This is a genomic window from Bradyrhizobium sp. SZCCHNR1002 (assembly GCF_032381435.1).
Lineage (GTDB): Bacteria > Pseudomonadota > Alphaproteobacteria > Rhizobiales > Xanthobacteraceae > Bradyrhizobium > Bradyrhizobium aeschynomenes.
The window spans coordinates 496,753-521,550 of sequence record NZ_JAUHIS010000004.1 but is presented as its reverse complement, the minus strand read 5'-3'; the positions used below and the strand labels follow the sequence as shown (position 1 = coordinate 521,550).

Sequence of the window (24,798 nt, the reverse complement as noted above, 5' to 3'; positions counted from 1 at the left end):
TGATTTTCGGAAGACTTAGCCAATCTTGCTGATTTATTCGTTTGGTCTAGGCGCTCGTCCAACGGCCAGCAAATCAGGAAGGTGTCCGTCATCGATGAAGCCAGCCTCCAAGGCAGCTGCCTTATTCAAAATCGCGGTTTGCGCGTGACGCCCCCAAGTACTGCCTTGTGCTGTTTCAGGCATCGCGAATCTAATCTGGTGCTGAACGGCGGCTCCAGATTTGGCCCCAACGGCCAATGCAAACGCAGAACAGAATTCTTTGAATCGTTGATCTAGGCCACGCCCCGGAAGCTGCCTCTTCTCCCAATCATTAAGCGGCCCGAATTGTTGCACTAATCGCTTGTATAGAACTCTTCGCACGTCTCCTGTCCATATTTCTGGCTGCCATGGCATCCCGCGCTCTCCCAATCATTCGAAAATCTTGCACAGCACGAACGAACTCTCTCACTTGGCACGGCGAGAACAATCATCGAATATTCGAGCATCCGTCAATCTTTAGAGGTGCCGGGCGGCTGTTCGCCCGGGAAAATTGCCGTTTTGGAGAATTTTCGATCGGCGTCAGTTCGTAACGGCGTAACTCACCTGGGATATGGTGTTGTTTTCCCCCATACCGCTATTGTTGTTCACCTCTAACCACCGTGACGGCACGCAAGGCCCTCGGTCTCTGTCCCCCGTCACGGGCGATCTGAACTGATGCCGCGGGCGAGGACCAACAAGCGTAGTCCCGATTAGCCTAACGATCCGGCTTCATCCTTAGAAACTCATCCGAACTCGGATGCCGCTAGGATCATACGGGCTACGGAAGCGGTAGTCAGATCAACGGCGCTCAGGGCGGCTTAGCGGGGGGCGTAAGCCGCCGTCGTTCTCCGGCGGGGATGGCGGATTTAGCTGCACTGAGGCCCTCTGATCTTCAACCCGAAGCTCATCATTCCCGTTTGCCCCTTCCCTCGTGCGGTCAGCTGACGATCTCGTTCCGCGCCTCCCCGCACGCCACCCGCCGCTCACGCGACGACTCCTCCCAGCAGAGCGTGTGCGCGATGAGGGGGATTTGCTAATGGCCGGTTAGAGTGGTTAGCGGAATTCCGCGAAACCGTGGTGTTGTCGACAACTAGCACGCCGGATCGTGGACGGCTCAGCCGCAGGCGTATGCCGTCGCGGGCGGTTGTGAGGATGCTGCGGATGTGGCGGGAGCTGCCTCGGCACACGCCGCTGTCGTCCCGGCGAACGCCGGGACCCATACTCCGCGGCGGTCGTTGTGAGACACGACGGGTCCGGCATCCCGCCCGATCGCATCCTGGGGTTATGGGTCCCGGATCGGCGCGTGCTGCGCACGCTTGTCCGGGACGACAGCGGAGGACTGCGTGGCGTCCTCGAAACAGGACTGAGACGACACCCTCTCCGCCGTCATTCCGGGGCGCGCGTCAGCGCGAGCCCGGAATCCATAGCCATAGCCACAGCTGTCGGTGTTGGAGCGAGATGTCGCGACAACCGCCGTCACCACAACCGCTCGTGGTTATGGATTCCGGGCTCATTCGCGTGCCGCGAATGCCCCGGAATGACGGTGGAGATGATGGCTGGCTGTTGTCGTTGGCGCAGGTGGCGGGATCAGCTCGCCTTCACGCTCACGATGAACGCATCCACCTCGCGCTTCAAGGTCTCGGCCTGCTGCGACAGCTCGCCGGCGGCGTCGCGGGCGTCGGTGGCGAGGCGGCCGGTTTCGGCTGAGGTGGAAGAGATCTGGGCGATGTGGTTGGAGACGTCGAGGGTGCCGCGGGCGGCTTCCTGGACGCTCTTGGAGATGTCCTGGGTGGCGTTGCGCTGCTGCGAGGTGTCGACCTCAATGCCGGACATGATGGCGCTGATCTCGCTCAAGGTGGTCGAGATGCCGTCGATGGCGCCGCGGGTCTCGGCGGTGATGCCCTGGATGCTGGCGACATGCGCCGAGATCTCGTCGGTCGCCTTGCTGGTCTGGTCGGCGAGGTTCTTCACCTCGGAGGCGACGACGGAGAAGCCCTTGCCGGCCTCGCCGGCGCGCGCGGCCTCGATGGTGGCATTGAGCGCGAGCAGATTGGTCTGCGCGGCGATCGCCTGCACCAGCTGCACCACGGTGCCGATCTTCTCGGCGGCGTCCGACAGCGAATGGATGGTGTTCTTGCTCTTCTCGGCCTGCGACGCCGCGCCCTCGGCGCGCTGGGTGGCGTCGGAGACGCGGCGGCTGATGGTGCCGATCGAGCTCGACATCTCCTCGGCCGAGCCGGCCACGGTCTGCACGCTGCGATTGGCGTGATTGGCGGCGGCCTCGACCGCATTCGCCTTGGCCGAGGTGTCGTTGGCTGCGCGCGACAAGGTCTCGGCATTGCTCTTCAGCCGCACCGCCGAGGCGGCCACGCTGCCGACGACGCTGGCGACGAGCTCGTTGAACGAATGGATGCGGCCGTCGAGATAGCGCGAGCGCTCGCCCTGGCGCTGCGCCTCCTGCAGCTCCCGCTCGGTGAGGCGCTGGCGCTCGATGCCGTTGGTCTTGAACACCTCCAGCGCGCCGGCCAACTGGCCGATCTCGTTGGTGAGGCCAAGGCCGGGAATGCGGGTGTCGTATTTCTGGTCGGCGACGTCGCGCATGGCGCTGACCATCGCGGCCAGCGGACGCAGGATGCCGTTCTGCACGGCGGCGTAGGTCATCAGGCAGACGGCGCTGGCGAACACGGCGATGGCGACGCAGGCGATCAGGAACCAGGAGAATGCCGACTGCGCCTGCTGATAGGTCATGGTGGCATGGTCGCGCGCCGGGCCGCTGAGGCTGGCGAAGTCCGCCGACAGGCTGGTGATCTGGTTGTTGAGATAGAGCACCGCGATGAAGCCGGTGCCGCCGCCGATCGCCAGCAACATGAGGAGAGACGCCACGACGCCTCCCACGAGGAAGCGGATCGTCAGATTGCTGTTGGAGAACATTGGCTTTGCCCGGGCACGTCAGACGGAATGTCAACGCACATTTCCAGACAATGGTAAAATAAGATGAAAGCCGGCGGGCGGGAGGAGCACGGGAGAGTGCGGGGGCGGCGGGTGATGACGGCGTCCAGACTTGCTGAGAACGGCTTGCGCTCCTCGCTCGCAACAGCGAGATCTCGCATCCCCTCCGTCATTCCGGGGCAATCGGCAACGCGCGAGCGCGTTGACGATTGAACCCGGAATCTTGAGGTGATGAGCACGCGCAAGCCAAGCTCGGGATTCCGGGTTCAAGGCCTGACGGCCTTGCCCCGGAATGACGGTGGACCATCGCACGCGACGATCGGACTTTGCGCCCGTCTGTCCCCATGTCGTCGCTTGACCCGGCCATCCACGTCGTCCGGCACTCTGGGAACCACGTGGATGCCCGGGTCAAGCCCGGGCATGACGGAGTAACTAACTGGCGGGGCGGCTCGTAGCGTGAGGGCGCACTCAAGTCGCCGGCGGCTGCTTCTCGGCCGCCATCAGCGCGGCGAGCCGCGCTTCCTCTTCCGCCGTCAGCCTCAGTGTCGTCTCCGCGCCGCGCTGGCCGCGGCGGCGGACCTGCCACCACAGCGCGAGGCCGCCGCCGAGCAGCAGCACCGGCGGCAACAGCCAGAGCAGCAGGGTCTGGCGCTCGAAGCGCGGTTTGAGCAGCACGAACTGGCCGTAGCGGGCGACCAGGAAGTCGAGCACCTGATTGTCGCTGTCACCGGCGGCGAGACGCTCGCGCACCAGCAGGCGCAGGTCGCGCGCCAACGGCGCATCGGAATCGTCGATCGACTGATTCTGGCAGACCATGCAGCGCAGCTCGCGCGACAGCGCGCGGGCGCGCTGCTCCTTGGCGGCATCAGACATGACCTCGTCGGGCTGCACCGCGTGCGCCGCGGGGGCCGCGAGCAGCAGCAGCGCGAACGCGAGGGCGCTGAGAACGCGTCGCATCCGCCCTACTCCGCCGGCTGCATCGCGCGCAGGCCGCGCGCGGGCTGCGGGGCGCCGACACGCAGGCGGCGATCCGACAGCGACAGCAATCCGCCGAACGCCATCAGCACCGGGCCGAACCAGATCAGCAGCACCAGCGGCTTGTGATAGATGCGCACGGCGAGGCCGCCGTCGGCGGTGGTGTCGCCGAGCGAGACGTAGAGCTGGCTGACGCCGCGCGTCATCAGCGCCGCTTCCGTCGTCGACATGCCGCGGGTGGCGAAGCTGCGCTTGCTCGGCGTCATCACGGCGAGCTGCCGGCCGTCCTCGCTGATGACGAAGGTGCTGACGACCTCGCTGAAGTTCGGGCCCTGGCGCTGGGTCATGCCGTCGAACTTGATCTGGTAGCCGGCGAGGTTGCGGACGTCGCCCGGATGGAGCGTAGAGATCAGCTCGCTGTTCCAGGTGGTCTCGCAGACGATGCCGAGCAGGGCGATGCCGAGCCCGGCATGCGCGAACGCCGTGCCCCACACCGAGCGCGGCAGGCCGCGGGTCCGATGCAGCGCGGTCTTGAACGGCACGCGCGCGAGGCCGCTGCGCTCGACGAGGTCGACGATGGCGCCGGTGATGACGAACACGCCGAGACCGATGCCGAGCGGCGCCAGGGCGCTGCCGCCGCGCGCCCACGCCCAGGCGATCGCGATCGCCACCAGCGCGGTGATGCCGGCCGCCAGCAGCCGCTGCATGGCGGCGACGAGATCGCCGCGCTTCCACGCCAGCATCGGGCCGAACGGCACCATCAAGAGCAGCAGCGCGAACAGCGGGCCGAAGGTGAGGTTGTAGAAGGGAGCGCCGACCGAGAGCTTGAAGTCGAGCGCCTCCATGATGACGGGATAGAGCGTGCCGAACAGCACGGTGGCGCAGGACACGGTGAGCAGCAGATTGTTGAGCACCAGCGCGCCCTCGCGCGAGATCGGCGCGAACAGCCCGCCCTGCTTCAGCGCAGTGGCGCGGCCGGCGAACAAGGTCAGGCTGCCGCCGATGAACAGCACGAGGATGCCGAGGATGAACACGCCGCGGGTCGGATCGCTGGCGAAGGCATGCACCGAGGTGATCACGCCGGAGCGCACCAGGAAGGTGCCGAGCAAGGACAGCGAGAAGGTCAGGATCGACAGCAGGATGGTCCAGACCTTGAGCGCGTTGCGCTTCTCCATGACCACGGCGGAATGCAGCAGCGCGGTGCCGGCGAGCCAAGGCATCAGCGAGGCATTCTCGACCGGGTCCCAGAACCACCAGCCGCCCCAGCCGAGCTCGTAATAGGCCCAGTACGAGCCCATGGCGATGCCGAGCGTCAGGAAGATCCAGGCCATCAGGGTCCACGGCCGCACCCAGCGCGCCCAGGCCGCATCGATGCGGCCCTCGATCAGCGCGGCGATCGCGAACGAGAACGAGATCGAGAAACCGACATAGCCGAGATAGAGCATCGGCGGATGCACGGCGAGGCCGATGTCCTGCAGGACGGGATTGAGGTCGCGGCCCTCGATCGGCGGCGTGGCGAGCCGCGCAAAGGGGTTCGAGGTGGTCAGGATGAACAGATAGAAGGCGCTGGCGACCCAGGCCTGCACCGCGAGCACGCGGGCACGCAAGGATAGCGGCAGGTTGTTGCCGAAAGCCGCGACCATCGCGCCGAACAGCGCCAGGATCGACACCCACAGCAGCATCGAGCCTTCGTGGTTGCCCCAGACGCCGGTGATCTTGTAGAGCAGCGGCTTCATCGAATGCGAGTTCTCGAACACGTTGGCGACGGAGAAGTCCGAGGTCACGTGCAGCGTGATCAGCGCGATGAAGGAGAGCCCGGCGAACAGCAGCTGCGCCAGCGCGGCGGAGCGGCCGACATTCATCAGCGCGACGTCGCGTTGGGCGGCGCCGAGCATCGGAACGGTCGACTGGATCAGCGCCAGCGCGAGCGCCAGCACCAGGGCATAATGTCCGCTCTCTGCAATCACTGCGTCGCTCCTGCGGCGGTCTTCTCGCCCTCGCGCATCGACACCGGGCTTGGCGTGGCTGCGCCGGCTGGCGTGGCTGCGCCGGCTGGTTTCGCGCCCTGCGGCTTGCCGTAATCGTCCTTCCAATGGCCCTGCTTCTTCAAGGAATCGGCGACTTCCTTCGGCATGTAGGTCTCGTCATGCTTGGCGAGCACGGTGTCGGCCTTGAACACGCCGCTAGCATCGAGCGCGCCCTCGGCGACGACGCCCTGCCCTTCGCGGAACAGGTCCGGCAGGATGCCCTTGTAGGCGACCGGGAGCTTGGCGCCGCCGTCGGCCACTTCGAACGTCACCGCGAGATCGTCGCCGCGCTTCAGCGAGCCCGGCTGCACCAGGCCGCCGAGGCGGAAGCGCTTGCCCGGCGCGACATGCTTCTCGGCGACCATGGTCGGCGTCGAGAAGAACACGATGGAGTCGCGCAGCGCATTCAGCACCAGTCCGGCTGCGACCGCGAGCACGAACAGCGCACCACCGATGATCGTCAAACGCCTCTGCTTGCGTGTCATCCCAACATCCCCGCGGCGGAAGCGCCGCTCATCCATCCAGCCCGAACGTCTTCACGCCCTCGTTGAGCTGCCGCAACCGCTCGGCATCCTTCACGGCCTGCCGCGCATCGGACAACGCCGATCTGGCCTTGTCGAGATCACCCATCACGACATAAGCGCGCACCAGCCGCAGCCAGCCCTCGGCGTCGTCGCCATTCTGCTTCAGCCGCGTCGCCAGCCGCTCCACCATGCCGCGGATCATCGTATCGCGGTCGTCAGCGCTCATGTCCTTGGCGGCCGCCATCGCCTCGCTCGGCAGCGCCGGCACCTCGCCGCCGCCGACGCGGGCGAGCGCGGCGCTGACCAGCGGCCGCCACGGCGCATCCGCCGGGCCCTTGCCCAGCATCCCCCGCCAGATCCCCGCGGCGTCGTCCTTGCGGCCGTCCTGCTCGGCGGCCAGCCCGAGATAATAATTCGCCTTGGGCTCGTCGGCATCGAGCGCATGGGCGCGCTCGAACTCGGCCTTGGCCTCGGCGGTGACGACGCCGCTGGCCGCGGCCGTGATCATCTCCCCGAGATCGGCGCGCTTGGTGGCGCCGTCGCCGGCATAGGCGATGACGTTGCGATAGGCGCGAATGGCGTCCTCGGTGCGGCCGAGCCGCGCCAACACCGGGGCGAGCACGGTCCAGCCGCGGGCGTCGGTCGGGTTCTTCTGCAGGTGCTGCTCGACCTGCGACACCAGCGTCTCCAACGGCTGCGAGCCGTCGGCCGGCTTGGCGCGGGCGGTCAGCGGAAAATCCGGCAATCGCGGCGAGCCGAGCGGCAGATAGACGGCGAGCGCCACGACCGGCAGGCCGATCAGCGCCAGCACCGCGGCGGCGCGGCGCAGCCTAAGGCTCGGCTTGGCCGAAGCCTCGCTTTCCTGGTCCGCCGCGGCCAGCAGCCGCCGGCCGATCTCGACCCGGGCCGCCTCGGCCTCGACCTTGCCGATCAGCCCGCTCTCGACGTCGCGCTCGATCTCGGCCAGCTGGTCCTTGTAGACGGCGACCTCGCGGCCGTCCGAGGGCGTGCGCGCGCCCATGCCGAGCGGCAGCAGGACGGCGAAGATCGCCGCAGCCGTCATCACGGCGAACACGAACCAGAGAGTCATCGGACCCAACGCGTCATCGGACAGAGTTCCAGTCAGCGCCCACCGGCAGGCGTGCGTCGGGGCCGCTTTTAACCAGCACCGTTCCCGGCGGCAATTCACAATTGCCCCCTGGTAGCCCAGCCGGTCGGGCCGAAAAACTCAGGACGATTACGTAACTTAGGACACCTCGAACTCGGCGCTCTTGGCGAGGTAGCTGCCGTGACCGTTGAGGGCAACCAGGAAATAGGTCCCCGGCCTGACACGGTCGGTGAGCCGGATCCGCAACGATCCGACCGGCACCGGCGAGGCAATGGTGGTGATGGTATCCGTCAGCTGTGCCCCGCTCGTCTTGTCGACGAGCACGACCTTGGCCTTGATCATGAGGTTGCGATAGGTCGCGCTGACGACGCGATTCTCGACCTCGACGAAGTTGATTGTCGAAATCATGGTCTTGATGAAATCGTCTGGAACCTGGCGACGGGAACCTATGCGTGGTTCCCGGGTGGGGTCAACCTAAAATTGCGTACGAGAAAACGAGCCTAAGATAACAAAAAATCTAGCCGGCGCGCGAGGATTTTCGCTCGCCGTTCATGGCGTTTTCGGCCGACCTACTCATCAATTGGGCGTAGTCGTTGCCGAACAGCACGTGGCAAAAGCGGATCGCCGCCGACACCTGCGACTGCCGATAGGCGCGCGCCCGCGCATCGCCCGACCGCAGCGACTGCACCAGGGCCTCGGTCGCCTTTTCGACATATTGCTGCAGGTCGGTATAGGTCCGCAGCGTCACCTCGTTAATCGCGAGCTCGCTGGCATAGTTGCGGCACACCGCGACGAACTCGATCAGCGCCGCCACCTCCTCGACCTCGCCGCCGTCGACGCCGGCGCCGGCCGGAATGTCCTTGTCGGCGCGCTGGCGCAGGATGCGGCGGGCGCGGCCGGGCACGCTGTCGATCTCGGATTGCAGCGCGTTGGAGATGTCGGCGCGGATCGCCGTCAGCTGCTTGCCCCAATTGGATTCGGAGCGCAGGTCGAGCTCGGTGCGCAGGCCGCGGACGCCGTCATGCAGCGTCTTCAGCGTGTCGCCGAGATTGGAGAAGTGCCCGCGGCGAATGTCGGCGCGCAGGCTTGCCGCGAGGTTCGCCAGGTCGTTGAGCGCGATGGTGACGGCGACGCCGAACGGCGTCGCCGCGACGCGGATCTCGTCGTCGGAGGCCGCGATCTTGGTGGCCAGGCGGATGATCTGCCAGGGCGCGGCGAGCCGCTGCATCACCAGCGACAGCGCAAAGGGCAGCATCGAGGGCGTCTGCAGCGACGGCACGTTGATGGCGTCGGTGACGGAGGCGATCTGGGAATCGCCGAGCACGCGAATGATACCGGGCAGCCGGCCGTTGAGGCCGTCGAGCGCCTCGCGGTTCTGCAGCACCAGCGCAATCGGCAGCAGATCCTCGATCACGCTGGGCGCCCCGATGCGGGCGAGCAGGCGCTGGCGGTCGCCGGTGGCGTTGGGGCCGACCAGCTTCATCAGTGCCTCGGCGGCGGCGAGCTGCAGCTTGCGCGCGGCGACTTCGACCTCGCGCGAGCTGTCGCTTCCGACCGACATCGCGGCATCGAACTCGGCATAGCGCTCGGGCGCGCCTTCGCGGCCGAGCCACTGCCAGACCGCGAGCAGCGAGGCGCGGCGGATCTGGCCGGGACGCAACGGGCCGGTGGAATCGGTGAGGAATGGCTCCAGCGGCCGGAACAGCCGGCGCGGGCCGTCGCCGCTCTGGCGGCGCTCCTCGCGCGCCTGCGGGCGGGCCTCGATGGGTTGCGGCGGACGCGCCGGCGGAGCGGCCGGCGGCGGTGCAACGGCGGCTGCCGGACGGACCACCTTGCGCAGCTGCTCGAGCACCAGGGTCGCCACGGCGACGTCCTGGCCGCGCTCGATGGCGCGCTCGAACTCGCGCATCAGGAGCGACTGCGCGTTCGGCGGCAGCTGCCCGAGATATTCCCTCAATCGCTCGTGAGCTGTCTGACCCATGCGCCGGCGTGCAAATTTCCACGGCGAGAGCGCACATCGCGCACCCCGGCCCCGACCATAACGTCCGCGGTATTAAGAACACCTTTAGGATGGCGAAATTCGCCGCCCCCGTTAAACGCCGGGCAGCCGCAGCTCGGCCCGGAGCCCCCCGACCGGCGCATCGCCCAGGGTCAGCTGGCCGCCATAGAGGGCCGCCAGATCGCTGACGATCGACAGGCCGAGCCCCGATCCCGGCTTGGACTCGTCCAGCCGCTGGCCGCGCCGCAACACCTGGGCGCGTTCGACCGCCGACAGGCCCCGCCCATCGTCGTCGACGACGATCCGCAGCATCGAGGTGGCCCCCGCCTGGGCCGGCGGCTGCACCGTGACCTCGACCGAGACCCGCGATGCCGCCCATTTGCAGGCATTGTCGATGAGATTGCCGACCATCTCCTCCAGATCCTGGCGCTCGCCGCGAAACCGGGCGGCGGGATCGGCGGTCGCCTCCACGGTCAGGCTGCGCTCGCGGTAGATCTTCTCCATGGTGCGGCGCAGCGCCTCGATCGCCGGCGCCACCTCGGTGACCGTCGAGACGATGGTGACGCGGGCGGCGATCCGCGCCCGCTCCAGATGATGGGCAACCTGGTCGCGCATCACATCCGCCTGCTCCATGACCTTGGCCGCGAACGGATCGGCCGCATGGGTGGTGGCCTCGTTGACGATCACCGACAGCGGCGTCTTGATGGCGTGGGCGAGATTGCCGACATGGGTCCGCGCCCGCTCGACGATCTCGCGATTGGCGTCGATCAGCGCATTGGTCTCGCGCGCCAGCGGCGCGATCTCGACCGGAAATTCGCCCTCCAGCCGCTCGGCCCGGCCGGAGCGGATATCGGCGATCGACTCCGAAATGCGCTTCAAGGGCGCGAGGCCATAATTGACCTGGAAGACCGTGGTGAGCAGCAGCACGATGCCGAGCGCCGTGAAGGTGCCACCGAGGTAATAGTCGAAGCTGCGGGTCTCGTCGAAGATCTCGGTGGCATCGCCGGCGACGCTGACGAGGAATTTGCCGTCGGAGCCGAGATCGACCGGCCGTTCGACCATGCGCAGATCCTGGTTCTCCGGTCCCTCGACATAGCCGATCCGGATACCGGCGGCGGTCAGCTCGATCCCCTGCTCCTCCAGCTTGGGAAGCTTCTTGTCCCACAGCGAGCGCGACGCCCGCACCTCCGGCTTGTCGGCGTCGGTGCGGGTGATCTGCCAGTACCAGCCGGACAGCGGCAACTCGAACAGCGGCTCGCCGAGCGACTGGAATTGCCGGTCGGGCGGATCGTCGGGGGTGGCGACCTCCGCGATCAGCGTGCGGAGATAAAGATTGAGCCTACGGTCGAACGCACGCTCGGTCGCGTTGCGATAGACCGAGGACAGCACGATGCCCGTGATGGCGAGGATGACCACGAGCCATGCGGTCGCGGACAGGAACAACCGGGTGGCAAGTGAACTCTGGCGCATGACCGCAAACTAGCGAAACGGCCGGCGCCCGGCCACCTCAATGGCAGGCGCCGGACACCGATCAGGCCCCCGCGGCCGGCGGCGGGGTCAGCAGATAGCCGAGCCCGCGCACGGTCTGGATCACGTCGCAGTCCAGCTTCTTCCTGATACGGCCGACGAACACTTCGATGGTGTTCGAGTCGCGGTCGAAGTCCTGGTCGTAGAGATGCTCGACCAGCTCGCTGCGGGAGACGACGCGGCCGGAATGGTGCATCAGATACGACAGCAGGCGGTATTCGTGTGAGGTCATCTTGACGGGATTGCCCGACACGCTGACTTTACCCGTACGGGTATCGAGCGTGACGGGCCCGCAGGTCAATTCGCTCTGGGCATGGCCGGCGGAGCGGCGCAGCAGCGCGCGGATGCGCGCCAGCACCTCCTCGAGATGGAACGGCTTGGCGACGTAGTCGTCCGCGCCTGCGTCGAAGCCCTGCACCTTGTCGCTCCAGCGGTCGCGCGCGGTCAGGATCAGGACCGGCATCGCCCGGCCATTGCGCCGCCAGGCCTCCAGCACCGAGATGCCGTCCATCTTCGGCAGGCCGATGTCGAGCACCACGGCGTCATAGGGCTCACTGTCACCCAGGAAATGCCCCTCCTCACCGTCGAACGCACGGTCCACGACGTAGCCGGCGTCGCTCAGGGCCGTGGTGAGCTGACGGTTGAGATCCGGATCGTCCTCGACAACGAGCAGACGCACGCTTGCCTCCAAAGCTGAACTGCACGATTTCCGCCCTCAAGATGAACCGGAGGGCCGTGAACCGCGCATGAACGGAACCCGACCGACCAAGTTACATTTTGGTCATCTCGATCGGGGCCGCCGGCAAGGGCCGGCAGAATTGGGGCGGATATAAGCTCTGGGGAGTGACGATGAAAAGCCCGGCCATGCGGCCGGGCTGGGTCGTAGGGAAGCGGCAGGCTCGGGCGGGTGACGCGGGCTACGACCGGTCATTCCGCGCCGCCCCGCTCCGGGTATCATCAGGTGTGGAAGAACACGAACCACACCAGACCCAGGACCAGCAGCGCCAGCCCGGTGGAGATGGCCAGCATCGCCAGGACTGACGGGCCCGGCTCACCCTGCCTCGCTTCGGTGGGAGTTTCGACGATCTGCGACTGTCGTCTCGTGGCCATGGCGCCCTCAGCTCGCTGGTATTCACATTCGAACGCGGTATCGCGCTCTCTTCGTTGCTCCCGTTGGCAACGTCGGCCGCCACATGATGTTCCGGCGGCCGGCCCGGCTGCGACCAGTTAACGCCGCTCTCAGAATCTCTGGGCACACTTGTTGAATCCGCAGCCTGCGATGTTATCCTCGCGGCCGCCGCGAGAACTACATGCGCAGCAGCCCGGTCCGGGGAGCACGCCCGTCAGTTTGCAGTTGAGTGGAGTAGATCATGGCCCCGCGCGCCAATTGGAAGGGTTTTCTGCGGCTGTCGCTCGTGACCTGTCCGGTCGCGCTCTATCCGGCGACGTCGGAGTCCGAGAAGGTCTCCTTCAACCAGATCAACCGCAAGACCGGCCACCGCATCAAATACAGCAGGGTCGACGCCGAGACCGGCGAGGAAGTCGCCAATGACGACATCGTCAAGGGCTACAAGGTCGACACCGACACCTATATCGAGGTGACCAAGGACGAGCTCGACGACATCGCGCTGGAGTCCACGCACACGATCGAGATCGACGAGTTCGTGCCGCGCACCGACATCGACAGCCGTTATCTGATCCGTCCCTACTACCTCGTGCCCGACGGCAAGGTCGGTCACGATGCATTCGCGGTCATTCGCGAGACCATCCGCAGCATGGACAAGGTCGCGATCGGCCGCGTGGTGCTGACCAACCGCGAGCACATCATCGCGCTGGAGCCGCTCGGCAAGGGCCTCATGGGAACGCTGCTGCGCTACCCCTACGAAGTGCGCAATGAGCAGGACTATTTCGACGACATCCAGGACGTGAAGATCACCAGCGACATGCTGGATCTCGCCAAGCACATCGTCGAGAAGAAATCGGCCGACTTCCAGCCGGAGAATTTCGAGGATCACTACGAGGAAGCGCTGATCGAGCTGATCAACAAGAAGCGCAACGGTGTGACCATAACGGCCAAGGCGGCGCCGAAGTCGAGCGGCAACGTGATCAACCTGATGGACGCCTTGAAGCGCAGCCTTGCCAGCGAGGGCGACAAGGCGCCCGCCGCCGCCCCTGCGCCGAAGGCGAAGGCCAAGAAGCCGAAGAAGCGCGTCGAGGGGCAGCGTGAGATGCTGCTGCCGATCAGCGGCAAGAAGGCCAAGGACGAGCCGAAGAAGGCCGAAGAGCCGAAAAAGTCCGAGAAGCCGGCCAGAGCGCCGGCCCGCTCGCGCAAGGCGAGCTGAGGCCGGGTCCGTCGAAGACCTCCGGCCACGTCGAGCGGCGCACGAGTTCCCTTGGCCCCCCTCGACCTTGGCGCGGCGGGCGAGTTGGCCTCATGCGCACTTCGCACCCGACGCCTGTGTGCATCAGGTGAGTCGAACCGGGAAGCGCCGATCCCGCGATCAGGCGCGGATTTGTGATCGCCCAGACGGGGTTTCGATGCTTGCGGAATGAGCAGGACGCGCCTAGCTCTCCGGCGCGGGTAACGATCCGGTATGGCCTCCTGCGGGACAGGGGAAATACTCGATCGACGATGGTGGGATCGACATTGGCGGAGTGGTCCCTTCTGCGCGACATGACGTTCAGGGGGATGTGGATGTTTCAGTACGACGTGAACCGACGCCCGGTGCAGCGCGCCTAGCGATGGCACGGGTTCAGCTGTCTGAGCTCTCCGCGTTCGCGGCCGTCGCGGATTCGTTGAGCTTCACCAAGGCTGCCGCTCATCTCGGCTGCTCCTTGCCCACCATCAGTCAAACCATCAAGAGCCTCGAGGAGAGGCTGGACGTCAGGCTGTTCAATCGCACGACGCGCAGCGTGGCCCTCACGGAAGCCGGCGAACGCCTGCTGGCGGAAATTCAGCCGATCCTCGAACGTGTCGACCAGGCGATCGAGAGCATCAACGCGTTCCGCGACAAGCCGATGGGCACGTTGCGCCTGACCGTATCACGCGTGTTCGCCCTGCGAGGGCTTGGCCCCTTGATCAGGTCGTTCCTGGCCGAATATCCGGACATCCACCTCGAGCTGGCTGTCGACGACACCAACAGTGACATCGTGCGCAATCGCTTCGATGCCGGCATCCGAGCCGGCCACCGGGTAGAGCGCGACATGAAGGTCATCCGCGTGTTCGACGAGTGCAGCTTCGTCGCGGTTGCCGCGCCGGCCTATCTCGCGTCACATCCCGCGCCGGCCGTTCCCGAGGACCTCCAGATCCATAATTGCATTCGGCATCGGGTCCCTGCTGACGATACGCTGCAGCCATGGATCTTCGACAAAGGCGGCGAGCGCACCGAAATTGCCGTGGACGGCTCCCTCATCGTCAACGATTTCGATCTCGCCCTGAACGCCGCACTCGACGGCATCGGTGTCGCCTACCTCGTCGAGCCGATGATCGAAGAGCATCTTGCCGAAGGACGGCTGGTGCGGCTGCTGCCCGATTGGGGCTACGCCACGCCCGGGCTGTTTCTGTATCATCCGAGCCGCCGCCAACCGCCGATGCCGCTGCAGGTCTTTCTCGATTTCGTCAAGCGCTGGCGCAGTGGTGCCACTCTGGATGCCATCTCGCGCGCGGCAGAGTACGGCACAAACGGATTGGTTGCGGCGACGTCACATCGACCGCCCATCCACGCCGAGCCCAACCGCCGCTAGTTCGTCAGGCGCAACTCGGAAACTCATCGCGCGGCGCCGACGACGGCGACCGCACGATGACGTCTTGATCGTGAGACCGGGATTATTCGGGATTCCCACCTACCCTATTCACGATTGGCACCATTAACAGAACGACACGCAGAGGCCAAAACGGAGGCGTGCCCACGGCAGAGTCGGGTCGAGCGAGAGCGCGTTAACGACGATCGCCCGGAGCACGCGCGAACCAGAGCACATTCATCAAATTGAAATCGGCTCATGCACACCTTGTTCAATCGTTCCGCCAGCCGAGCCGATCGGCCGGAAATCAGACGCGGGTGTGAGAGCAGCAGCGATCTGGCGAAGCCAGAGGCGACACGCGGCGGGGACCGTGTGAATCGTCGATCAACCGGAGAAACGGACATGAAGACGTTGAGGGGCCTGCTACTCGGATCGGGAGCAGTGATACTGTCCGCCGTGGCGGCTCAGGCCGCAGACCTTCCCTTGAAGGCCAAGGCTGTCGAATATGTGAAGGTTTGCTCCCTGTACGGCACGGGCTTCTATTACATTCCGGGCACCGACACCTGCATCAAGCTCGGCGGCTATCTGCGCGCCGAGACCGCGATGTGGACAAACAGCAACTATGGCGGCGCCTATAGCGGCGTGGCCGGCGCCGACAATCGCCTGAGCAACCGCTATCAGACCCGAGCACGCCAGGACGTCAACATCGATACGCGCACCGCGACCGAATACGGTGTGGTGCGCACCTATTTCGATGCCGTCTTCAGCTGGACGGGGGGATCTACTGCGGGGACCGGCTCCGGCACCGGCGCGACCTCCTACACCGGCGACGCCATCTCGGGCGGCATCGTCGGGGTCTACTACGCCTTCATTCAGTTCGCCGGCTTCACGATGGGCAAGGCGGTGTCGACCTTCGACGCTCCCTGGACCAATTATCCCGGCAACAATTTCGACGGTCTCGTCGGCGGCAGCGGCTCCAACAACGGCGTCAACCAGCTCACCTACACGGCCGATCTCGGCCAGGGCATCACCGCCGCGGTCTCGCTGGAGGACCAGACGCAGTTCTTCACCACCAACATCTGGAACACGTCCGGCATCACCGCATCCGGCGTGCTCGGCGGCAACTACGGCTCGAGCGCGTTCGGCGGCACGGTCGCGCCCGACATCATCGGCATGGTTCGCGTCGACCAGGCGTGGGGCATCTTCCAGGCGTCATTCGCCGCGCATGACAATCACGCCGCCTATTACGGCGCGAGCGAGACCTCGGGTCACCCCTCGGACAAATGGGGCTGGGCCGCGCAGCTGGCGTTGTCGATCAAGAACATCCCGACCGGTCCGGGCGACGTCATCAACCTGCAGGCGGTCTATACCGACGGCGCGAGCCGCTACAACTTCCAGAGCCTCGCCAACACGACCTATTCGATGTATGGCGGCACCAACGTGGCCGGCGCCTATCAGAGCATCGGCTTCGCAGGCGTCGGCGACGCGGTGTTCGGCACCGGCACGGGCCTGTCGACCGTGCAGACCTGGGGCATGCGCGGCGCCTTCACCCACAATTGGGATCCGCGCTGGAATTCGGCGTTGTACGGCGCCTACGCCCAGGTGCGCTATGGCCAGACGGGATCGAGCCTCATCTGCGCCGGCATCGCCGCGACCGCGATGCTGACCGCAGGTTCCACCTGCAATCCCGACTTCAATCTCGGGCAGATCGGCGTCATCACCCGCTGGACTCCGGTCAAGGGCCTGACCTTCTCGGCCGATGTGACCTACAGCCATCTCGACCAGAAATATTCGGGGGCGGTGATCGCTCCGGCCGTCGCCAGCACGGCCAAGCCGGCCGCGATCTACCAGCTCAAGGACCAGGACACGGTGAGCATGCTGCTGCGCGCCCAGCGCAACTGGTGACGCCGATCCGTTGAACCTCCGACGGCTCCACGAGCTTCCGGCGATGCCCCCGCCGGAAGCTTCGTTCGTGGCGGCAGGCGACACGCGACATACGGCAAAAAGGGAATGGGGCGGAGGAACGGGAGCAGACTGCAGCAGGCGTCGTGCAGCATCACGACGCCTGTGACTTGATCGATCGGTGACGATCGACTGGCCGATCCGATCAGCCGGCTACTTGATCGAGCTGTTGATCGAGCTGAACTTGCTGCTCAAGCCGGAGCCGAGACCATTGACGGCCGCAAGGATCACGATGCTCAATCCACCGGCAATGATGGCGTATTCGATCGAGGTCGCGCCAGCCTGATTCTTCAGGAAGCTCGCAATCAACTGCCGCATCTACCACTCCGGTCGGGCTCGATCAGCTGACGCGCCGGACGGCGCGCGCAAAGGCCGGGACGGACGCCCCACGGAAACCCTGGGCCATCGGCTTGAACAATCGGTTAACCCGATCAGGGAGCCGCAGAGCTCGAATTCGGACAGCGCAGCTGAACGCGCGCCTTCCCCGGCGCTCAGCCGTTGTGATCAAAGCAGACCGCAACACCATGATTCCCCTACTCTTTGTTGTTCGTTGCCCCCCGGGCCCGCGGCCCGAGGACGGATGCGCCGCGTCCGAATTTCCGCCTAACACATTCAGAAAAAATTCGGCTTGTCCGGCAGATGGCGCGGCATGATCTGGGTCAACCATCCTGGCAACGGCCGGCATAAGCTTTATCGTGCCGACCATGATCATTGCAGATTCTGCCCGCCCTCAGCTCAAGATCCGCAGCGTTGCGCTCGATACGGGCCGCGAGAACGTGGTCGTGATCTCGCGCCGTTCCAAGGCGTTGCGGCCCGAAGTGTTCCGCGGCTTCAGCCGGGTCGAGCTGCGCTGCAACTCGCGAACGCTGCTGGCGACCCTTCTGATCACCGACGACGATGCGCTGGTCGGTCCCGACGAGATCGGCCTGTCGGAGCCGGCGATGCGCCGCTTCGCCGAAGCTCCCGGCACGCTGGCGACGGTGTCGCCGGCCACCCCGCCCGAAAGCCTGGAAGCGGTCCGCGCCAAGATCCGCGGCGAGACCTTGAGCGACCAGGCGATCGCGGCCGTGATCGACGATCTCGCCCATTACCGCTATTCCGACATGGAGATCGCGGCCTTCCTGATCGGCTCTGCGAGCTTCATGACCTCGGGCGAGCTGCTGGCGCTGACCCGCGCGATGGCCAATGCGGGCACTCAGTTGAAATGGCCCGAGCCGGTCGTGGTCGACAAGCACTGCATCGGCGGCATTCCCGGCAACCGCACCTCGATGGTGGTGGTGCCGATCGTCGCCGCGCACGGCCTGACCATTCCGAAAACCTCCTCCCGCGCGATCACCTCGCCGGCCGGCACCGCCGATACGATGGAGGTCCTGGCGCGGGTGAATGTCGGCGCCGACGAGATGAAGTCGATCGTTGCCGCCTGCAATGGCTGCGTGATCTGGGGCGGCCACGTCAATCTGTCGCCGGCGGACGACATCCTGATCTCGGTCGAGCGTCCGCTCAGCCTCGACACCCGCGAGCAGATGGTCGCCTCGATCATCTCGAAGAAGCTCGCCGCCGGCTCGACGCATCTGCTGCTCGACCTGCCTGTCGGCCCGACCGCCAAACTCACCAGCGGCGCGGAGGCGATGCGCCTGCGCAAGCTGTTCGAATTCGTCGGCGACCGGTTCGGCCTCAAGGTCGAGGTGATCACGACCGACGGCCGCCAGCCGATCGGCAACGGCATCGGTCCGGTGCTGGAAGCGCGCGACGTCATGGCCGTGCTGGGCAACGAGCCGTCAGCCCCGGCTGATCTGCGCGAGAAGTCGCTGCGGCTTGCGGCGCATCTGCTCGAATACGACCCGAAGCTGCGCGGCGGCGCCGGCTACAACAGGGCGCGCGAGCTGCTCGACAGCGGCGCGGCGCTGAAGCAGATGCAAAAGATCATCGATGCCCAGGGGCCGTCGGAGTGCCGCAGCGAACTCGGCGATCTCGCTTTCGACGTCCGGGCGGAGCGCGACGGCGTCGTCTCCGCGATCGATTGCCTGCGGCTGAACAGGCTGGCGCGGACCGCCGGCGCCCCCGTCAACAAGGGCTCCGGCATCAGGCTGTTCAAGAAGATCGGCGACCGCGTCGACCAGGGTGAGCCACTTTATCGCGTGTTCACCTGCGACCCGTCGGAGCATGATCTGGCCGCGGCGGCAGCCGGCGCCAATCACGGCTATTCCTTCGCCGGCGTGGCAAACGGTCCTCCGTGATCGGCCATTGCCGCACATCGATGCATCGTTCATGGGAGACCGCCGCATGAGTGTGACCGTTCGCTTCTGCGGTGCCGCGCACACCGTCACCGGGTCCTGCTATCTGGTGCGGAGCGGCAAGAGCCAGTTCCTGATCGATTGCGGCCTGTTCCAGGGCCAGAAGACGCTGAAGGAGCTCAACTATGGTGACTTCCCGTTCCGCCCTGAAGACATCGACGCGGTGCTGCTGACGCATGCGCATATCGACCATAGCGGCCTGCTGCCGAAGCTGGTTCGCATGGGCTTCGACGGCAAGATCTTTGCCACGCGCGGGACCATCGATCTCTGCTCATGGATGCTGCCCGATGCCGGCAACATCCAGGAGCAGGAGGTGCTGGCGCTGAACCGCCGCAACATCGCACGCGGACGCGACGAGGTCAGCCCGATCTACACCCAGGCCGACGCGATCGCATCGCTGCAATATTTTCAAGCCGTTCCCTACGAGACCTGGACCGACATCATCCCCGGCGTTCGCGCCCGCTATTGGAATGCCGGGCATCTGCTGGGCTCGGCGTCGATCGAGATCGAATTCGCCGGCCAAGGCGCCGATGGCACCCCGCTGCGGCTCCTGGCCTCCGGGGATGTCGGGCCCGATGCCAAGCTGCTGCAGCCGGACCCGAAAGCGCCGGAAGGCTTCGACTACGTGATCGCGGAGGCGACCTATGGCGACCGCATCCGCGAGCCGACCACGCCGGAGCTGCGCCGCAGCCGTCTCGCCGGCGAGGTGCGCGACGCCGCTTCCGCCAAGGGCGCGCTGCTGATCCCGGCCTTTGCGGTGGAGCGGACGCAGGAGCTGATCGTCGATCTCGTCGGCCTGATGGAGAAGGGCGAGATTCCGGCCGCGCCGGTGTTCCTCGACTCGCCGCTCGCCATCCACGCCACCGAGGTGTTTCGCGCGCATACCGAGAGCCTCGATGGCGGCAGCGATGTCGGCCGCCTGTTATCGTCGCCGCATCTGCGCTTCACCGAGACCGTCGACGAGAGCAAGGCGATCGCGAAGCTGACCGGCTTTCACATCATCATCGCGGCCAGCGGCATGTGCGATGCCGGCCGCATCCGCCATCATCTCAAGCGCTGGCTGTGGAACAACCGCGCCACCGTGCTGCTGGTCGGCTACCAGGCCAACGGCACGCTGGGGCGCTTCCTGCAGGACGGCGTCAAGGCGGTGCGCATCCAGGGCGAGGAGATCAAGGTCGCGGCGCGCATCCGCATGATCGACGACTATTCCGGCCATGCCGATGGCGCCGAGATCGCGCGCTGGATCGCGGCCCGCCGTCCGATCGCCCGCGGGCTGTTCCTGTCGCATGGCGAGGAGGCCGCAATTGCAGCGCTGGCAGAGCGCGTCGCCGAGCGCATCGTGCCGGCTGCAAAGGTGTTCTCGCCCCTGCTCGACGACGTCTATGAGCTCACGCAGGCCGTGCCGACGCCGCTCGACGTGGCACGCCGGCGCCGGCTCGCACCGGAAGCCGTGACGCGGCTCGACTGGCACAACGACATGTCGGGCCTGCTGCTCGACATTCACGCGCGTATCGAGCAGGCGGCCGACGACCGCGCCCGCGGCGTCATCATCCGCCGGCTGAAGCGGGCGCTCGAGGAGTGAGGAGACCGACGTCCCCCGCTAAGGCGACGTGACGTCGCGTCCGCCGTCGTCGAACGGTCACACTTTGATCCCACCCTCGACGGATCGGCCATCTGCCGGAAGGCGACCCGAGGAGCACGGCTGCCGAAAATGGCGCCATCTCCGCTTGTGCATAGTCAAGGACACAACGCGCAGACGGCTGGTCTCCAAAGGTGATTCTGTTACGCTCGATCTTGCGGTTCGCGGTGACTGATCGATCCGGGTGAACCGGGCGCAGGTGGGGAAACAGGGGCTCTCACATGCATCAACCATCGAAATGGTGGACGGGACTGATCGCCGTGGCCGTGCTGTGGCTCGTCGCCATCGGCTTCAAGACAACGAGTGTCGAAGAGGATATTGCACCGCGAGCGCGCGCTGCGGTCGCGGCCGCCGCACCCGATACCGCCACGGCGCTGAAGGTCTCCGTCGCCGGGCGCGATGTTCGCATCGAAGGACCGGAGTTCGGGGCCGACCAGTCCGACCGGCTGGAGGAGGCGGCCGCCGTGGACGGCGTGCGGCTGGTCGACGGCAGCTACGACAAGCTGCCGACACCGAAGCCCTACGCATTCCGGGCTGCCCGAAACGCCACGCAGCTGGTGCTCGAAGGCGGCGTGCCGACACCGGCCGCGCGCGATGCACTGCTCAAGGCGGCCCGGGCTGCGTCGGCCGGCGAGGTCGTCGACCGGCTCGGCTATGCGCTGGGTGCTCCGACCGACTACGCCACCATCGCGGCGCATGGCCTGGCGCAGGCCGGCAAGCTCAATGGCGGCACGTTCTCGCTCGCGGACAAGGCCTACTCGATTGCGGGCGCCGCGGCATCTTCGGACATCTATGAGGCGGCGATCGCCGCGACGCGACAGCTGCCCGGCGGCGCCGTGCTCGACAAGGTGGCGATTCTTCCGCCGGAGGCGAAGCCCTTCATCTGGAGCGCGGTGCGCGACGGCAAATCGGTCGTGATGTCCGGCGTCGTTCCGACCGACGAGATCCGGCGCGCGCTCGAAGCGGCCGCGGCCAAAGCGTCGCCTGGCACGCCGGTGATGCATCACATGCAGATCGCGCGTGGTGCGCCGGCGGGCGATTTCAACGCCTACACCGCCTACGCGCTGGCCGAGCTGGCCCGGCTGACCACCGGTCGCGTCATCATTTCCGACGCGACCTACACGATTGCGGGCGAGGCGCCCTCCTCCGCCGCCTATGACGAGGCGATGGCGGCCGTCGGCAAGCTGCCCGCGGGCCTGACCTTGGCGAAAGCCGACATCCTGCCGCCGGAGATCAAACCATATCGCTGGTCGGCAGAGTTCGACGGCACCGGCCTGAGCCTTTCGGGTCTCGCGCCCAGCACAGCCGCACGCGAGGCGATCCTGGGCGCGGCGGGCGGACAATTCGACGGCAAGCCGATCAAGGGCGAGATCGGCATCGCACGCGGGGCGCCCGACGGCGACGTGGCGAAGGCGGGCGCGGGTCTGCTGCAGCAGCTCGCCAGGCTTGCGAAGGGGCGCGCCGAGATCAACGACACGAAGGTCTCGATCAGCGGCGTCGGGCTTGCCAACGTCACCGGCGCCTCGGTGCGTGAGACGCTGGCCGGCGCGCTGCCCGCGCCGTTTGCGCTCGCGGCCGTCGACGTGCGCGACGGCCCGGTCTCGCCCTACGCATTCGCCCTGCAGAAGCAGAACGGCCGCGTCCGGCTGAGCGGCTACGTCCCCGACGACGCGGCGCGCCGCGATCTCGTCGGCGCGGCCAATGCGGCCTTCGTCACCGAGACGGTCGAGGACGGGCTGAAGATCGCGGACGGCGCGCCCAACGATTTCGTCAAGTCGCTGAAGGCGACGTTTCCGGCGCTGGCGCGGCTGTGGTCGGGATCGCTGACCGCGAAGGACGCGACCATCTCGATCGACGCGCTCGCCATCTACGACAAGTCCGCAGAGCAGGTGCGCAAAGAGCTTGCCGACGCGGCCGGCGATCTCAAGCTCGATGCGGTCAAGATCGGGGTCAAGCCCGAGAGCCCGCCTCTGCCCGTCGCAGAATGCCAGCCGGCGTTCGAAGGCCTGCTCGCCAAGGGCCGGATCCGCTTCAGCACCGGGAGCGCCGAGCTCAGCCGCGAGTCGCTGGCGCTGCTCGATCACATCGTCGACGTGGCGCAGCGCTGCAAGGAGGCGGAGATCGCGATCGAAGGCCACACCGACAATGTCGGCAGCGAAGAGGACAACATGGACCTCTCGAAGCGGCGCGCGGCGGCGGTGGTCAGCTATATCAGCGAGGCCGGCATCGACACCTCGCGCATGACCTCGGAAGGCTACGGCCAGACCAAGCCGGTCGTCACCAACGACACGCCTGAAGGCCGCGCGCAGAACCGCCGCATCGAATTCGTCGTGAAGTGAGGCGCTGACATCATGATGTACGACCTGACGACGTTCCTGTTCTGGATCCTCCTCGCGCTCGTGATCGGCGGCGTCGTCGGCTGGAGCACCTGGTCGAATGCCAAGCGCCCCGACTGGCTGCGGAGCTGGCTGTTGCCGGCCACGCTGGCCTTCGCGATCGGCGCGCTGATGGCGATGCTGAGCGTGCTGCCCGGCCGCGCCGGACTATGGCTCGAGGTCGCGCTGCTGATGGTCGGCGCCTATGTGCTCGGCTGCCTGGCCGGCGGCCAGCTGAAGGAATATGCCGGGCTGGGTGACACCAGCGCGATGTCGCCGGGAGGCCCTGGAAACAGCGTCGCCTTCGCCGGCGCGACCGCGGCGGCGAGACCTTGGGCCGACAGCCCATCGCCGGCTGCGCAAGCCGCGGCCAGCATCGAGGCTGATCGCCTCGATGCCGAAGCCGCCGCAAAGGCCGAGGCCGATCGCCTCGCTGCGGAAGCTGCCGCGAAGGCCGAGGCTGATCGGCTCGCCGCCGAAGCTGCCGCAAAGGCCGAGGCCGATCGCCTCGCCGCGGAAGCCGCCGCGAAGGCCGAGGCCGACCGCCTCGCCGCGGAAGCTGCCGCGAAGGCCGAGGCCGAGCGGCTTGCCGCGGAAGCTGCCGCGAAGGCCGAGGCCGATCGCCTCGCCGCGGAAGCTGCCGCGAAGGCCGAGGCCGATCGCCTCGCCGCCGAAGCTGCCGCAAAGGCCGAGGCCGATCGTCTCGCTGCCGAAGCCGCAGCGAAGGCCGAGGCCGAGCGGCTTGCCGCAGAAGCGGTCGCGACAGCAGAAGCGGAGGCCGCCCGCCTGGCGGCTGAGGCCACCGCGAAGGCCGAAGCCGAACGTCTGGCCGCAGAAGCCGCGGCGAATGCCGAGGCTGATCGTCTGGCCGCGGAGGTCGCCGCCGTCGTCGCGGAGCCTGCGTCGCAATCGGCCGCTGCCGAGGATGGCCGTCCACCGGCCCTGCCCGCTCCCGACGGCGCTGCTGACGATCTCAAGCTGATCAAGGGCATCGGGCCGAAGAACGAGGCCATCCTCAACGACATCGGCGTGCATCATTTCAGCCAGATCGCGGATTGGTCGCCGGCCCATGCCGGCTGGGTCGGCCATCACATGGCGTTCCCCGGCCGCATCGAGCGCGAGCATTGGATCGCGCAGGCCAAGCTGCTCGCAGCCGGAGTCGATACCGTGCATTCGACCGCGGTGAAGTCGGGCGCGCTGACGATCGACGAGCGGGCCGACGCGCCCCTGAGCGAGCATGAGGCGAACGATCTCATCGCGCAGCTGCCCGCGCTGATGCCTGCGGTCGAGAACGAGGAGGCCCACGCCGGCAGCCGGCCGCTCGGCCTGGCGTCCCCGCGCGGCGGGCAAGCCGACGATCTCAAGCTGATCAAGGGCATCGGCAAGCAGAACGAGGCGCGGCTGCATGGCCTCGGCATCTGGCACTTCGCGCAGATCGCAGCGTGGAGCGCCGATCACGCCAAATGGGTCGGCTCCTATCTGGCGTTCGCCGGCCGGATCGAGCGCGAGCAATGGGTATCGCAGGCGAAGGAGCTGGCGAGCGGCGGCAGCACCGAGTTCGCCCGCCGCGTCGAGGCCGGACTCGTCAAGTCATCGCTCGACGACGGCTCGCATGGCCAAGACAATGTCGAGGTGGTGCAGCCGCGGGACTAGACGGATG

Annotated in this window: 18 protein-coding genes; 7 read left to right on the top strand and 11 right to left on the bottom strand. The window is 66.7% G+C overall.

Going from position 1 to position 24,798, the window contains the following annotated elements:
- Window positions 1-1,605: 1,605 nt before the first annotated feature.
- From QX108_RS21945 to QX108_RS21900, 10 genes are all read right to left on the bottom strand, one after another.
- Window positions 1,606-2,949, bottom strand: coding sequence for a methyl-accepting chemotaxis protein (locus tag QX108_RS21945; protein ID WP_315782376.1), 1,344 nt, complete (start codon window positions 2,947-2,949; stop codon window positions 1,606-1,608).
- A gap of 486 nt (window positions 2,950-3,435) precedes the next feature.
- Window positions 3,436-3,924, bottom strand: a complete 489-nt coding sequence (locus tag QX108_RS21940) for a cytochrome c-type biogenesis protein (protein ID WP_315782378.1) — start codon at window positions 3,922-3,924, stop codon at window positions 3,436-3,438.
- Window positions 3,925-3,929: 5 nt separating this feature from the next.
- The gene (locus QX108_RS21935; RefSeq protein ID WP_315782380.1) at window positions 3,930-5,909 is read right to left on the bottom strand and encodes a heme lyase CcmF/NrfE family subunit; all 1,980 of its coding nucleotides are present in this window, start codon (window positions 5,907-5,909) and stop codon (window positions 3,930-3,932) included.
- Complete coding sequence (gene ccmE / locus QX108_RS21930; protein WP_315719306.1) at window positions 5,906-6,454, bottom strand: cytochrome c maturation protein CcmE; 549 nt, start codon at window positions 6,452-6,454, stop codon at window positions 5,906-5,908. Before ccmE ends, QX108_RS21935 begins: the two co-directional genes overlap by 4 nt.
- Window positions 6,455-6,482: 28 nt before the next feature.
- Complete coding sequence (ccmI, locus tag QX108_RS21925; protein WP_315782382.1) at window positions 6,483-7,583, bottom strand: c-type cytochrome biogenesis protein CcmI; 1,101 nt, start codon at window positions 7,581-7,583, stop codon at window positions 6,483-6,485.
- A 156-nt stretch (window positions 7,584-7,739) separates the two neighbouring features.
- Window positions 7,740-8,009, bottom strand: a complete 270-nt coding sequence (locus tag QX108_RS21920) for a hypothetical protein (RefSeq protein ID WP_315782384.1) — start codon at window positions 8,007-8,009, stop codon at window positions 7,740-7,742.
- A gap of 109 nt (window positions 8,010-8,118) precedes the next feature.
- Window positions 8,119-9,582 (bottom strand): hypothetical protein, encoded by a 1,464-nt coding sequence (locus QX108_RS21915; RefSeq protein ID WP_315782386.1) that lies wholly within the window; start codon window positions 9,580-9,582, stop codon window positions 8,119-8,121.
- 111 nt (window positions 9,583-9,693) lie between these two features.
- The gene (locus QX108_RS21910) at window positions 9,694-11,070 is read right to left on the bottom strand and encodes a sensor histidine kinase (RefSeq protein ID WP_315782388.1); all 1,377 of its coding nucleotides are present in this window, start codon (window positions 11,068-11,070) and stop codon (window positions 9,694-9,696) included.
- A gap of 61 nt (window positions 11,071-11,131) precedes the next feature.
- Window positions 11,132-11,806 carry a response regulator transcription factor gene (locus QX108_RS21905; RefSeq protein ID WP_172113703.1) on the bottom strand — a complete coding sequence of 225 codons (675 nt, stop codon included), beginning with the start codon at window positions 11,804-11,806 and terminating at the stop codon, window positions 11,132-11,134.
- Window positions 11,807-12,084: 278 nt separating this feature from the next.
- A complete protein-coding gene (locus QX108_RS21900; RefSeq protein ID WP_172113702.1) occupies window positions 12,085-12,237 on the bottom strand; it encodes a hypothetical protein in 153 nt (50 codons plus the stop codon).
- Window positions 12,238-12,497: 260 nt separating this feature from the next.
- Between QX108_RS21900 and QX108_RS21895 the strand changes: the two genes are divergently transcribed.
- The 3 genes from QX108_RS21895 (at window position 12,498) to QX108_RS21885 (ending at window position 16,773) form a co-directional block, all read left to right on the top strand.
- Window positions 12,498-13,469 (top strand): Ku protein, encoded by a 972-nt coding sequence (locus QX108_RS21895; protein WP_315782390.1) that lies wholly within the window; start codon window positions 12,498-12,500, stop codon window positions 13,467-13,469.
- Window positions 13,470-13,869: 400 nt separating this feature from the next.
- The gene (locus QX108_RS21890; RefSeq protein ID WP_172113869.1) at window positions 13,870-14,871 is read left to right on the top strand and encodes a LysR family transcriptional regulator; all 1,002 of its coding nucleotides are present in this window, start codon (window positions 13,870-13,872) and stop codon (window positions 14,869-14,871) included.
- 399 nt (window positions 14,872-15,270) lie between these two features.
- Window positions 15,271-16,773: a porin gene (locus QX108_RS21885; RefSeq protein WP_315782394.1), complete on the top strand. Its 1,503-nt coding sequence runs from the start codon at window positions 15,271-15,273 to the stop codon at window positions 16,771-16,773.
- A gap of 210 nt (window positions 16,774-16,983) precedes the next feature.
- On the opposite strand, the gene QX108_RS21880 is transcribed toward QX108_RS21885, so the two are convergent.
- Window positions 16,984-17,148 (bottom strand): Flp family type IVb pilin, encoded by a 165-nt coding sequence (locus tag QX108_RS21880; protein WP_172131041.1) that lies wholly within the window; start codon window positions 17,146-17,148, stop codon window positions 16,984-16,986.
- 386 nt (window positions 17,149-17,534) lie between these two features.
- On the opposite strand from QX108_RS21880, the gene QX108_RS21875 reads away from it, so the two are divergent.
- The 4 genes from QX108_RS21875 (at window position 17,535) to QX108_RS21860 (ending at window position 24,791) form a co-directional block, all read left to right on the top strand.
- The gene (locus QX108_RS21875) at window positions 17,535-19,067 is read left to right on the top strand and encodes a thymidine phosphorylase family protein (protein ID WP_315782397.1); all 1,533 of its coding nucleotides are present in this window, start codon (window positions 17,535-17,537) and stop codon (window positions 19,065-19,067) included.
- A gap of 46 nt (window positions 19,068-19,113) precedes the next feature.
- On the top strand, window positions 19,114-20,706 hold the full coding sequence (locus QX108_RS21870) for an MBL fold metallo-hydrolase (protein ID WP_315719301.1): 1,593 nt from the start codon (window positions 19,114-19,116) through the stop codon (window positions 20,704-20,706).
- A 278-nt stretch (window positions 20,707-20,984) separates the two neighbouring features.
- Window positions 20,985-23,102, top strand: a complete 2,118-nt coding sequence (locus QX108_RS21865) for an OmpA family protein (protein ID WP_315782399.1) — start codon at window positions 20,985-20,987, stop codon at window positions 23,100-23,102.
- Between the two features lie 12 nt (window positions 23,103-23,114).
- The gene (locus QX108_RS21860; RefSeq protein WP_315782401.1) at window positions 23,115-24,791 is read left to right on the top strand and encodes a cell envelope biogenesis protein TolA; all 1,677 of its coding nucleotides are present in this window, start codon (window positions 23,115-23,117) and stop codon (window positions 24,789-24,791) included.
- The last annotated feature ends 7 nt before the right edge of the window (window positions 24,792-24,798 follow it).